The organism is Streptomyces sp. NPDC060184 (genome assembly GCF_042728795.1).
Lineage (GTDB): Bacteria > Actinomycetota > Actinomycetes > Streptomycetales > Streptomycetaceae > Streptomyces.
Window position 1 is genome coordinate 140,148 of the sequence record NZ_JBHWYX010000008.1, and the last position, 12,912, is coordinate 153,059.

Consider the following 12,912-nt stretch of genomic DNA (forward strand, 5'->3'; position numbering starts at 1 on the left):
GTGGGGCGGGACCGGGGTCAGTGGGGCGTGGGAAAAACCGGGGGTCAGTGGTGCGCGATCTTCGGCCCGTCCGCGGAGTCCGGGGCGATGCGACCCTGCTCCACGTACTGCCGTACCGCTTCGGACATGGCCGGTTCCGGCGGCATGAGCCGTCTCACGTCGGCCGTGCCCCGCAGCAGGTGTTCGGCGTCCAGTCCCTCGGGCAGATGCGGTGCCATGACCTGTGCCAGTTCGGCGGTTGCCTTCGCCCGCGCCTCCTGGACGGTGGAGAGCACCAGGTCCGCCAGCTCCTTCGGCGTCAGCCGGCGGTAGGCGCCGGTCGGGAACTCGACCGCGGTCAGCTCGCCCTGCGGGCCGACGGTCGCCTTCATGGCCCGTGCCTTGGCGGTCGCCGTGCCGGACACCTCGCGCATCCGGCGCTGCATGGTGTCGATCTGCGCCAACTGCGTCCGGTAGGTCTCCTGCAGTTGCTCGATCTGTTCGTCGAACGGCGTGGACACCCGCTCACTCCTCCTCCGGCCCTGCGTTCCTCCCGGAAGCGTTCCGGGGGCGGGGGCGGGTACCGCCGCCGCACAGCGCTGACGGGTACCGCCGCCGCACAGCGCCCAATGAACACGAGGCGGGTGCCGGGGAGAACGCCGGGCGGTCGCCCGTGCCCGCTTGGACGCGGACTCTGTCCGAAGGGACGCGCGGGGGCCTGCCGGTGGTGGCGCGGGCAGGGTGCGGGGCGCGCCGGGCGGCGGCACTCCGTACACAAGTCGTGCACCAAAGGGCCCTGTTCGGCCCGCGTGCGTGTACCGGCCGACGCCGCTCCCTAGCGTGTCCGGCGTGCTGCCGGGCGAGCGGCGCCGGGTCCTTCGGCCCGGCGAGCCGACGGCAGCGACCACATCAGCCGCCCTTGGAGCCCGACATCATGGCTGTCGTCCGCGTCGTCCACGCCACCGGTGCCGCACGGCCCGTCCGCCGGGCGCGCCGCCCCGGGCGCGGGAACCCGGTGCGTCCGGCGGTCCCCGGCGGGCTGCTGCCGACCCCGCCCGACGAGCGGGAGAAATACGCGTACGTGGTGCGCCGGACCTGGCTGCTGACGACCACGTCGTTCCTGGGCTTCGCGTGCGTGCTCTACAGCCAGATCGACTCCGCCCGGCACGGGCCGTGGATCTGGTTCTTCGCACCGGTGCTGCTGCTCTCGGTGCTGGGGGTGCTGATCTCGGTGCGGCTGGAGCTGTTCAGCCCGGGGTTCGACATCGGGGCGCACCGTGCGCTGGTGCGGGCGTGGTCGCCGCGGGAGTATCCGTCGGTCGACGTGTTCCTGCCGGTGTGCGGGGAGCCGCTGGAGGTGCTGCACAACACCTGGACCCACCTCCGGCGCCTGGTGGAGTCGTACCCCGGGGAGGTCGTTCCGCTCGTCCTCGACGACTCCGGCAGTGAGGAGGTCGCGTCGATGGCCGACGACTTCGGTTTCCGCTGTCTGGTGCGGCCCGATCGCGGCTGGTACAAGAAGGCGGGGAACCTGCGGTACGGGTTCGCGCACTCGGAGGCCGAGTTCATCCTGATCCTGGACGCCGACTTCGTCCCGCGCACCGATCTGCTCGACGAGTTGCTGCCGTACATGGACGCCGACCCGGACACCGGGATCGTGCAGTCCCCGCAGTACTTCCGGGTGCTCGACCAGCAGAACTGGATCGAGCGGGGCGCCGGGGCCGTGCAGGAGCTGTTCTACCGTTCGGTGCAGGTGTCCCGGCAGAGCAGTGACGGTTCCATCTGCGTCGGCTCCTGCGCCGTCTACCGGCGTTCCGCGCTCGCCGAGGTCGGCGGCACCAGCCTGATCGAGCACTCCGAGGACATGCACACCGGGTTCGACCTGCGGGCCCGGGGCTGGGACCTGCGGTACGTACCGCTGGCGCTGGCGACCGGGCTGTGCCCGGACACCGTCGGCGCCTACTACAACCAGCAGTACCGCTGGTGCATGGCGTCCATGAGCATGCTGGGCAGCGTCCAGGACTTCTGGAGGGTACGGATGCGGTTCGCCGCCCGCCTCTGCTACGTGTCCGGGTTCGTGTACTACGTCGAGTCCGCGCTGATCCTGTTCACCGGGCCGCTGATCGTCTCCGTGCTCCTGCTGTTCTTCCCCGAGCAGGTGAAGTTCACCGACATGCGGCTGGTGCTGCCGGGGGTGCTCTACCTCGTCGTCGTCTACCCGTTGTGGCACCGCGCTCCGTACCGGCTGGAGGCGTGGGCGGCACGGGTCCTCTACAGCTGGTCGCACGTCTTCGCGATCTGGGACGTGCTGCGCCGGCGGCCCATGGGCTGGCAGCCGACCGGTTCGGGAGGGGCCCGCCGCAACAACACCCGGCGTCTGTGGATCGGCGTCTGGGCGTGGACCGTGCCGTCGACCGCGGTCTGGATCGGCGCGGCGCTGTGGCGAATGGACACGATGGTGCCGGAGGACTTCGCGCTGCCGCTCGCCTCGGGGCTCTTCTACGCGGCGGCCGTCGTGCGGGTCCTGGTCCTGCCGCGTCCCGACGAGGACGAGGGGACCGGCGGCGCGACGCTCTCCACCGGTCCGGACACGGCGTCCGCTCCCGGCCGCCCCGCAGAGTCGGTCCCGGCGTGAGCGGGGTGGGCCGCAGAGGGCTGCTGCGCTGGGCGGCGGGCGCGGCGATGGCGGCGACCGCGGGGTGTGCGCCGAGCCGTACGGCACCGATCGGCGCCGGCGGGGAGGGGGCGGAGGAACGGACCGCGCCGTACGTGCCGTTCGACGTCACCTGGCTGATCCGGCCCCGGGGGAACCACAAGTACCTCGGGGTCTCCTTCGCCGGGAAGCCGGTGACGCCGGGCTATCTCGCCCTGTGGTCCCGGAGGACCGGCAAGGCGCCCACGCTGCTCGCCCAGAGCTTCACCTGGGACGAGGAGTTCCCCAGGGACCGGGTCGCGGCCGTCTGGGAGCAGCGGGTGCTGCCGTACCTCTCCTGGGAACCCTTCGGGACGACGCTCCGGGAGATCGCGGCGGGCGCGAAGGACGGCTACGTCAGGCACGTCGCGGAGGCGCTCCGCGACCTCAATGTGCCGGTGGCGCTCGCGTTCGCTCCCGGGATGAACGACGGCGGACGGCCGTGGGGAGCGGGCCGGGCGAGCGCCGAGGAGTTCGTCGGGGCGTGGCGGCACGTCCACGACCTCTTCCAGGACATGGGGGTGTCGAACGTCGTGTGGGTCTGGAGCCCCACGGTGGCGGTGAAGCCGTCGGTGCGCCTGAAGCCGTACTACCCGGGTGACGCCTACGCCGACTGGCTGGGGGTGGCGGGCCGTTACACCGAGCGCGGTCCCCGCACGTACGACGCCCTGTTCGGCCCCGCCGTCAAGGAGGCGCGGGCGTTCACCCGTATCCCCGTGCTGGTCGCCGGGACGGCGGCCCCGCCCGGTGACCGCAGGCCTGCGGACGTCGCGGACCTGGTGCGCGCCGTGACCACCCGCGGCGACGTCGTGGGGTTCGTCTGGCTCGACGCGCACGACGGTCCGGACGGGACCGACTGGCGGATCGACAGTGGTCCCGGGGCGCTCGCCGCCTTCCGCCGCGGTGTCGCCGACCCGCGGTTCGGCTTCGACGTGAGGCGCCCGTGACGACCACCGAGACCCCCGGGAACGCCACCGGCTGGTGGGACCCCGAGTCGACCCTGCAGATACGGGTGCCGGCGGCGCGCGGCCCGCAGCCGGCCCCCGGGTACACCTTCGACGAGATCACCCGGGCGGACTGGGTGCTGGGGCGGGTGCCCGCGAGGGGGTGGTCCCCGGAGCCCGGACGCCGCCGGACCTGGGTGGGCCGCGCCCTGCTGGCCTGTCTGCTGCTGGTGCAGGCCCTGTTGTCGCTGCGCCTGCACAACAGCGCCTTCGAGGACGAGGCGCTCTACGTCTACGCCGGGCACGCCATGATCGGGCACCTCTTCCACGGCATGCCCGAATACGGTGGTTTCGCGAGCTACTTCTCCGGATCGCCCGCCCTGTACCCGGTGCTGGCCGCCTGGGTGGACTCGGCGGCCGGACTGACCGGGGTACGGCTGATGAGCCTGGCGTTCATGCTGGGCTCCACGGGCCTGCTCCACTCGTTCACCCGCAGGCTCTTCAACGAGCGCACCGCGCTGCTCGCGGCGGGCGTCTTCGCGGTCACCCAGTCGACGCTGTTCCTCGGGAACTTCGCGACGTACGACGCGATGGCGCTCTTCCTGCTCGCCCTGACGGCGTGGATCCTCGTCCGGGTCGCCCCGGGTCACTGGGCCCTGCCGCTCGCCGCGGCTCCGGTGGCGGCCCTGACGGTGGGGGTGAAGTACGCGTCCGCGCTGTATCTGCCCACCGTGGCGCTGCTGTTGGTGCTGGTCGCCCACGAAGGGCTCGGAGGGCGCGAGGCGCTGCGGCGCGGTGCGGTGTTCACCGCCGGGGTATGCCTCCTGCTCGGTGCCGGCCTGCTGACCACGGACTACCTGGAGGCGATCCGCAGCACCACGACCGAGCGCGCCCACGGGACCGCCTCGCTCTGGCCGTTGCTGTGGGACTGCGCCCGGTGGGGCGGGCTGCTCTTCGCCCTGGCCGGACTCGGCACGGTGCTGTACACGCGCCGGGCGGGGCTCGGTGAGGTTCCCGGCCGGGTGCCGGACGGGCCGCCGCGCCGGTGGCGGCTGGCTCTGGGGGTCCTCCTGACCGGCACCGCGCTGCTGGCGCCCGCCTACCAGATCCATCTCCAGACCAGCATCTCGCTGCACAAGCACATCGGTTACGGTCTGCTGTTCGCCGCCCCGATGGCGGGGGTCGGCCTGAACCGTCTGATGGGGGCGCACTTCCGTTTCCCGCAGGTGGTCATCGCGGTGGGGGTGCTCGCGCTGACCTTCGGCATGTCCCAGTCCGCCGAGAACTACGGCGTCTGGCCCGACACCAGCCGTCTCGTCCCGGAGCTCGCGAAGAACGTGCGGCCCGGCCAGAAGTGGCTGGGCCAGCCGCACGAAGCGCCGGTCTACTACCTCAGTGAACGGGGGCTGACGGACTACACGCTGTGGACGTCGATCTACTACATCGACTACACCGGGCGGCCGGGCCGGCACCTCGGCGGACCGGAGGGGTACCGGGCCGCGATCGAGGACGGCTGGTTCGACGGTGTCGTCCTGGACTGGTCCGACCGGCCGGGCGGGATCCAGGCGTTGGTCCGCGACACGATGCGGTCCAGCGGACGGTACCGGCTGGCCACCGCGCTGATCTACCGCACGTCGGTCGGAGCGGGCCACTTCGAGATCTGGCTGCCCCTGCCCGCCGCCCACACGGCCTCCCCATGACCTGGTGACCGCACGCCCTGCGGCCCCGGTGGGCCCCGACGGACCGGTGACCGCAAGCCCTGCGGCCCCGGTCCGTACCGACGGGCACGGACGCTTCCCGGAAGGGCACAGGCGCTGCTCGCGACCGCCGTTTTCCCTATCCTCGGCCCCAGGGCATCGCGCGAGGGCGCCGACAGTTCCCCGCAGCACGACCACGGAGACGCCGAGGATGAAACACAGTCAGGTGACGAGGACCGTCGGACCCCGTCCCTCGTCCCCCCTCGCCGGTGACGGCACACCCGGCTCCCGGGGCGCCGCCGGACAGGCGGGACTTTCACAACACGGCCTGGTCTCCCCCGGTTCCGCGCCCTGCCGGACCGGCACTTGACCTCACCGAACCAGGACGGCGGCGCGGGCGGCAGGAGACGCCCCTGGCTGCCGTCGAGAGTCCGCCCGGCACCACCGTCCGGAGCACTGCCGGCCGAAGCGTCACCGGTCGCCGAGGTACCACCCGCCGGAACACCATCCGTCGGGACACCGGCAGCGCCCGCCCCGCGCCTCGGGGTGCGCCGGGTGGGCAACGCCTGGCTGGTCCACCCGGCCGCCGGCCCGGACCGCCAGTCCCTGCTCTTCGCCGCGGGTCTGGCCACCGACCCCGAGTACGCGCTGGTGGTGGTGGACCTCCCGCCCGGGTCCCCGCTCGACGCCGTCGAGGAGGCGCTGGCACGGGCGGTGCCCGCCGGTCCGCACGGTCTGCGCGTGGTCTTCGGCCGGACACCGGCCCGGGGCGCCGCACCCGCGGGCCGACGGCTGGCGCGGCAGCTGGGGCAGCACGTGGTCGTGCCCGACGGCGTCCTGCGCCCTTCCGCAGGGGGCACCCTGTTCATCGGGGCCGACCGGGGCCGGGGCTGGGTGCTGTGCACACCCGAGGGCCAGGTCCACCCTGTCTCCCGCCGGTTCCCGCGCCCCGCGTGGGACGCCGGCCTGCCGAACCGTCCGCTGCCGGTGGGACCGGCCGCCGTCGCCGAGCCGATGGCCGCGGGGTTGTGGCTGCGCCCGGTACGGGAGGACGCCGCCCAGAACCGGTACCGCGGGCTTCTCGCGGCGCGGCTGCGGTGCCGGGCCGACGCGCCCACGGTCGTGATCGGCACCCCGGGCGCGCCGGAACCCGCGACGGAGGACATCGCCCGGTTCTGGCGGAGCCTGCCCGGGGACTTCGCGCCGCGCCTGATGCCGTACGGCCCGGGGCGCGGTCCCGGGACTCCGCCCCTCGGCCGGCGCCTCGCCGCCCTCACCGGGGAAGCCGTGCACGTCTACAACGGCTTCCCGGTCGGTGACCCGCTGGTCGGCCGGGCCCTGTCGGACGAGGTCCTGTTCCTCGCACCGGACGGGACACCCGGGCGCCCCGTCCGGGCCAGGGAGTTCCTCCACCTGCCCCCGGAGCCGGAGGGACCCCCGCATCCCGCGTTCGCGACCGACCACCGCTGGCCCCTGGACCATCTGCCGATGCTCCGCCAGGGGCTCCACCACGGCGGGTCCGGCGCGGTCCTGGAAGTCCTGCCCTGGGGGCTGTGGATCCGCCCCTCGACCGAACCCGCCGACGCCGACGAGGTACGCGGGGCCCCTGCCCATCCCGGTCATGAGCTGATCCTCTGCGACGACGGACTCCCCCGACTCCTGCCCCGGCTGCGGCAGTTGGCCGACGGCGTCCTCGGGCGCCTGTCCGCCGACGGCGGCCCGCCGGTGCGCGTGGTGACTTCCGGCCGTCCCTGGGGACCGGCGGGCGGCATCCCCCGGCCGCGCGTCCCGGCCGCCACGCACGTCCCGGCCGCGCCGGGACCGGCCGCGCCCGTTCCTCCCGCGCACGTTCCCGTGGCGCACGTCGCTGTGGCGCCGGGACCGGCCGCCGGTCGGGGCGGCCACGGGTTTCCCGCCGCCCCTCTCGCCGTGGACCCCGGCCCCGCAGCGGGGTCGCCCGCGGACGCCGCGGTCGTCGACCTGGCGCTGCGTCACGAACCCGGGCTGGGCGGACTGCTGCCGCCCGAGACCGTGCGCGCCGGACTCACCGCCGTACGACTGCGGTTCACCGCCCGCGCCCGGCCGGACGGGGAGGATCCCGGGCAGGCCCGTATCTCCGCCCCTGCGACGGCCGATCCGCCCGCGCCGGCGGCCCTGTCCCTGCTCCCCGCCTACGCCGGGGTGGTGGCCCTGCGCGCCGAGCTGGACCCGGCGGCAGTCCGGCGTTACCGGGCGCACCGGTTCGCCACCGCGTACGGCGCGTGCGCGGCGTCGCTCACGGGCACGCCGGGCCGCCCCGGCAACACCGACGTCCTCATCCGCTCCGCCACCGGTCGCCGGACCGCCCTTCTCGAACCCGAACAGCCGGACCGGGTGCTGTTCCTGCCGGGCACACGGTTCGAAATCCTCCAGGTCCGTGCCCGTCCGGGTGAGCGCACGGCGGTGCTGATGGGCGAACTCCCGCCCGCCGGCTTCTGCGGGGCGGGCTCCACCGGGGACAGCGCCCTGCGCGAACTCGTGGCGGCGCTGCTGCTCTGGCGCGAGGACGAGGCGAGCGGCGTGGTGCGTGGTCCGGTGCGGGACCCGTTCGCCACGCCGCCCACACCGGACGGCCCGCCCGCCGCCGCCGGTGCGGACGGTGCCGCCGGTGCGGACGGTGCGCGTGGCGCGGAAGGGCCGGGCGGTCCGCGCAGAGCCGCAGGTCCGGTCGGTCCTGCCGGTCCTGCCGGTCCTGCCGCCGTGTCGGGCCGGCCGGCCGCCCTCAGTGGGCGGTTCCGCTGACCCACAGGACGGTGCCGTCCTGCTCGATCACCACGTCACCGTCGCTCTGCACCACCAGCTCGGCACCGTCGTGCCCCGCCGTGCCGGAGGACCACGCGGTCCGGTCGTCGCTCGTGTAGACGACGAGGTGGCCGTCCGCCTGGAACACCGCCCTGTGGCCCTGGCCCTCGGTGTGCGAGGACCAGCGGACGAGGCCGTTCTCGTCGGTGACGACCAGGTTGCCGTCCTCGCCCATGGAGAGGGCGGCCCGCTCGGACTCGATCGTCTGGCCGCTCTCCAGGACCCGGGTCGCCCGTACGACCGTGTCGCCCGCGCCCTGCGGAACGGCGGCCCCCGCGTCCGGTCCTCCCGGAAGGGTCTCCGTGGTCCGGACGGTGGGGTCCGTCACCGTGGTCCCGACGGTCGGAGGGGTCTCCACGGTCGGAGGGGTCTCCACGGAAGGTGGGGGCTCCACGGAAGGTGGGGTCTCCACGGTCGGTGTGACGGGACCGGTCGCCGTGGAGGGGTCCATCGGCGTGCCGGGATCGGCCGGTACGTGGGGGTCCGTCGGCGCGCTGGGGGCGGCTGCCGTGTTCGGACCGGTGGACGTGAGGGTGGGCGTGGTGGTGGACGTGAGGGTGGGCGTGGTGGTGGACGTGGTCGACGCGTCCGGCCCGGCGGGTTCGGTGGGTCCGCCCTCGGGCGCCGTCGCCCTCCGCGCCTCCTGCGCCGCCGCCTCCTGCGCGGCGAGCTCCTGCGTACGCCCCTCCTCCGTGCGTCCTTCCTCCGCGTGCTCCTGACCCGGCGTCGGCGTCGTCACGGGCTCCGCCACCCGTGCGGACAGCGGTACGGGGGTGGCCGCCGGGGTCGCGGGCCCCGTCGTGGGACCGGAGCCCGGCCCCGTGCTCGGCTCCGCGGTGGGTCCCCGGTCGGCCTCGACGGCCGCCGAGGTGTCCGGCTTCTCGGCCTCGACGCGGGCGACCTGGACGTGGGTGGGCCCCGGGCGCGGCGTCGCGGGCCGGGCCGTCGGCGTGGAGGGGTGCGTGCTCTCCCGTACGGAGGCGTGCGGGGCCCGTATTCCGGGGCCCTGGTACGTCTTCGGGGGCGAGACCGGTATGGCGGGGGCGGCCGACACCGACGAGGAGGGAGCCTTCGACGCGGAGGACGGGGTCGGCCCGGGAGCGTTGTCGCCCTCGCGGACGCGTGTCCTCTCGGAGGGTGTCGGCGTCATCACGTCGAGGGTGAAGTTCGGGCCGCTGCCCGGCGGGGAGGCGGTCTCCCGGCCCGAAGCCTCGTAGTCGAGTTCGTGGTCGTTCTTGTCGTTGCCGCTCAGGGCCAGCGGCAACGCGACCAGCACGGCACCGGCCACCGCGGCGGCGGCGAGCATCGGCCGGTGGTTGCCCCTGGCGGGCGCGGGCATGCCCTCCTGCGTACCCCCGCCCGGTCCGTCGGGCCTTCCGCGCCTGCGGCCGTCCTGCCGCCCCTGGTTCCGGCCTTCGCGGTGCGTGCCTCCGGTCCCCCGGTTCCCCGTCTCCGGCTCGGGGCCGGGGTCGGCGGAGGGGGCGGACAGCACGACGGCCCGCCGCATCCGCAACTGGTCGGTGGCCTCCGGCGGTGTGCCGCGCCGCGGCGTCCTTCGGTCGGCGGACATGCTCTTCTCCTCTGCGATGGGTGCGACCGGCGCAGCGGGGCCGGTCCGCGGAATCAGACGTGGTCGTCGCGGTGCGGGGCCCGTTCGGGGAGCCGGCCGGAGAACAGGCCGGGCCAGGGCGCGGCGCCCTCGGTGGTGGGGTGGCTGTCCGCGGCTGCCGAGAGCTGCTCGCGTACGCCCCGGTCCGTGGCGTCCTGTTCGCCGGGGCGGGCGACCGGGTCGGCGGGTGCCACCTCGCGCAGCAGCACCGTGGAGGCGCCGTGCCCGCCCAGGGTGCCGAGGACCCGGAAGCGGGTGCCGGGACCGAAGACGACCTCCTCGCCCTGTCCCGGCCGTGCGGCCGGCCCGGTCAGGCTGCGCACCCTGCGTCCGGTCGTCGACCAGATCAGATACCGGTCGCCCGCCGACGCGGGTGCGCCCTCCAGTACGTACGCGCCGACCGGCCCCGGGTGGCACAGTTCCGTACCGGCCGTCAGTGCGCGCGACTCCGGGGAGAACGCCGCCACGTCGCGCACGACGATCCCCCGGTACGACGGAAGCCTCCGCAGACCGGACGCCAGACCGACCAGGCTGGGGTAGGCGTCGGCGGACCCGGCCGCCAGGCGGTGTTCCAGCCAGCGCCGGCCGAGCGGGGAGTCGTCGAGCGTGAGGAAGGAGCGTACGGCGATCAGGTCGGCGAGTACGGCGTCGTCCTGGTCCTGCCCGCGCAGCCCCGGCATCACCGTCAAGGTGCGTGCCACCGAGGCCTGTTGCTGCCACCACTGCTCCCCGGCCAGCGCGCGCAGCGCCTGCTGCTCGACGGGGCCGCTCCGGTGGAGGGGGCCGACGCGCACGGGAGGGGCGGCCGAACGCACGGCAGCGGACGGCGGGATCGGTACCGAGGGCGCGAGCGGGGTGCCTTCCGGCGGGGAGGATCGGCCGGTTTCCGGGGCGACCGGAGCCCACCCCGGCCCGGCGCCCCCGGCCGGTCCGCCCACGGGCCGACCACTCACGGGCCGGCCACTCACGGGCCGGCTGGCGGCGAACGCCTCGGCGAACCCCGGTGGCAGCGGCGCTCCGGCGCCGTGAGCGGAGGAGGCGGGGGACGCGGAGGAGGCGGAGGAGGCGGAGGACACGGAATGAGTGTCCGGGGTGCCGGTGGTGCTCGGCGGCGCCCCGGGTGGTGCCGTCGTGGCTGCCGGCGTCGGCACCGGCGCCGTGAACGCGATCCGGCCTGCGGGCATTCCGACGCCGAGTGCGGTGGGGCCACCCACCCGTGCCGGGACGGAGGAAGGAGCCGGGGCCGGGGAAGAGGCCCCCGGACCGTCCGCGGACCGGGAGGGCGGGGCGTCGCCTCCACCGTCCGCCGTCGACGTGAGGCGCACCGCCCGCCCGTCCGCCGCGACCGCGGGGGCGGGCCGTTCGCCGGTGGCGGCCGGGGGGTGCGCGGCCACGTGCCGGATGCGTACGCTCATCGGCGAGGCGTGCCAGGGTACTTCGGGGGCCGCCTCCGCCCGCGCCGCTTCCCGCGACGAGGCGTCCGCCTCCCCGGTCCGTGCCGCGCCGCCCGTCGCGTGGTGCTCGGCCGCCGGCTCCTCGTCGTGCTCCAGGGTCAGTCCGCGCCGGTCGGCGAGGCGTCGTGCCTGCCGCCCGCCCTGCGCGGTGCACGCGCCCCTGACGTGAAGTGTCGTCCGCTCGACCACGGCCGGTTCCAGTTCGTCCAAGAAGGTGTCGAGCACCGGCCAGAGTCCGTCGTCCACGGGCCGTCCGGGGACGCCGATGTCGACGACCATGGTGTCGGGGTCGAGGAGCAGGCCGAGGTTCTCGGGGCGGGAGGCTTCGCGGGGCCCCACCCACAGCCCCGCGCGGGTGACGACGACCCCCCACCGGTCGCCCAACGGCAGTGCCCCGCCCTCGGGTACGGGAGCCGGGCCCGCGACGGGGGACCGTCGGCGCACGATGCGCGGTGCGGGGGTACGACCGTCCTGGGCGGGCAGGCAGGCGACCGTCTCCGCGTAGGGCCGCCACGACGGTTCGCCGTCCGGTCCGACGAGCACCACGGCCGGTTCGGTCTCCGTGCCGTCCGCCGATTCCAGCAGGGCGGGCACGCCGCTGACGATCTCCACCTCGGTGCCCAGCAGATCGGCGGCTTCCTGACCGGTGGCGAGCAGGTCGCGCCCGTCTCCGGGGATCAGCCGCGCGGCTGACCGGGCCCGAGGAGGCAGCCGGGTCAGGAGTTCGGTCACGGCCCGGGAGATGACCGGGGACGCGCCGGGGATGCCGACCACGACCGCGAGCCGGTGGCCGTCCACGGGAATGGAGGCGCCGACCGACAACGCGGCCGGGGGCAGCGGTTCGGCCCGGCGGATCAGCACGCCCGCGGGGACGGACTCGACGACATGGCCCTCGACGGCGTCGGAGGCGAGGTGGGCCGCGGCGTCCTCCCAGCTCGGTACGGGATGGCGCAGGCCCAGGGGCTGCGGCCCCAGGTCCGGGGCGAAGCGCCACCACCCGCCGGCACCGTCGGCTCCGGACGGTGCGAACAGCGATCCGCCGGGCGCGACCACCACCGGGCCGGCGGGAGCGACGACCTCCAGCCGCCAGTCGTCACGTATCCGCCGCGCGGGTGCGGGCCGTCCGGGCTCGTCGGCGCCCGCGCCCGCCCACACCAGCCGTACGACGGTGATGCCGGACTTCCTGAAACCGTCGAGCACCGGGGTGAGTTGACGCCAGAGGGCCCTGGACCCTTCGAGGCCCGCCGCGACCACCACGGTCGCGTGGTCCGGGTCCTCGTGCCGCAGGGCGTCGACGGTCGCCGTGAGACCGGCCGACTCGTCGGTGTCGGAGGTGAGCAGGACGACGGGCCCGGAGTCGGCGGCCCCCGGAGCGCCCCCGAGTCGCGCCGCGAGCGTCCGCAGGGGGCCGAGCCCACCGGTCAGCCGGCGCACGGCGTACCGCCCCCGTACGTCGTGCCGTCACCGCGCCGGGGCCGGGCGGCGGCGGACGGCCGGGTGCACGTGGCGCGTTCCGTGGCGGAGTCGGGGCCGGTGGCCGTCCCGGCGCGGCGCGGGAGCGGGCCCCCGGTGCGCCCGCGGCCGGTGAGCCGGCCGGGAGTCTCGCTCATGCCTTCTCACCGCTCGCCGTCTTCGCCGTCCTGTGTGCGTGTCCCCGGTGACCGGCAGCCGCACCCGACCCGGCCCATCGCAGCAG

The 12,912-nt window shown here is 75.3% G+C and carries 8 protein-coding genes; 4 read left to right on the plus strand and 4 right to left on the minus strand.

All coding sequences use genetic code 11. The annotated features are described in order from the left end of the window. Positions 1-44 precede the first annotated feature (44 nt). Complete coding sequence (locus ACFWEE_RS07935; protein ID WP_386887389.1) at positions 45-500, minus strand: YbaB/EbfC family nucleoid-associated protein; 456 nt, start codon at positions 498-500, stop codon at positions 45-47. Between the two features lie 413 nt (positions 501-913). Here ACFWEE_RS07935 and ACFWEE_RS07940 point away from each other — a divergent pair, with 413 nt between their 5' ends. From ACFWEE_RS07940 to ACFWEE_RS07955, 4 genes are all read left to right on the plus strand, one after another. After that, complete coding sequence (locus tag ACFWEE_RS07940) at positions 914-2,614, plus strand: glycosyltransferase family 2 protein (RefSeq protein ID WP_386887391.1); 1,701 nt, start codon at positions 914-916, stop codon at positions 2,612-2,614. Beyond that, positions 2,611-3,618 carry a glycoside hydrolase family 26 protein gene (locus tag ACFWEE_RS07945; RefSeq protein ID WP_386887393.1) on the plus strand — a complete coding sequence of 336 codons (1,008 nt, stop codon included), beginning with the start codon at positions 2,611-2,613 and terminating at the stop codon, positions 3,616-3,618. Before ACFWEE_RS07940 ends, ACFWEE_RS07945 begins: the two co-directional genes overlap by 4 nt. Further along, on the plus strand, positions 3,615-5,315 hold the full coding sequence (locus ACFWEE_RS07950) for an ArnT family glycosyltransferase (protein WP_386887394.1): 1,701 nt from the start codon (positions 3,615-3,617) through the stop codon (positions 5,313-5,315). The genes ACFWEE_RS07945 and ACFWEE_RS07950 overlap by 4 nt, the downstream gene beginning before the upstream one ends. Before the next feature lie 552 nt (positions 5,316-5,867). Beyond that, entirely contained in the window at positions 5,868-8,093 is a 2,226-nt protein-coding gene (locus tag ACFWEE_RS07955) for a hypothetical protein (RefSeq protein WP_386887396.1), read from the plus strand. Here the strand turns inward: ACFWEE_RS07955 and ACFWEE_RS07960 are convergent. From ACFWEE_RS07960 to ACFWEE_RS07970, 3 genes are read right to left on the minus strand one after another with little or no spacing between them, the layout of a single operon-like run. Next, a complete protein-coding gene (locus tag ACFWEE_RS07960; protein ID WP_386887398.1) occupies positions 8,074-9,723 on the minus strand; it encodes a hypothetical protein in 1,650 nt (549 codons plus the stop codon). The two genes, ACFWEE_RS07955 and ACFWEE_RS07960, sit on opposite strands and share 20 nt — an antisense overlap. Positions 9,724-9,776: 53 nt before the next feature. Beyond that, the gene (locus ACFWEE_RS07965; protein WP_386887399.1) at positions 9,777-12,650 is read right to left on the minus strand and encodes a hypothetical protein; all 2,874 of its coding nucleotides are present in this window, start codon (positions 12,648-12,650) and stop codon (positions 9,777-9,779) included. Then, positions 12,638-12,826 (minus strand): hypothetical protein, encoded by a 189-nt coding sequence (locus ACFWEE_RS07970; RefSeq protein ID WP_386887401.1) that lies wholly within the window; start codon positions 12,824-12,826, stop codon positions 12,638-12,640. The genes ACFWEE_RS07965 and ACFWEE_RS07970 overlap by 13 nt, the downstream gene beginning before the upstream one ends. Positions 12,827-12,912 lie beyond the last annotated feature (86 nt).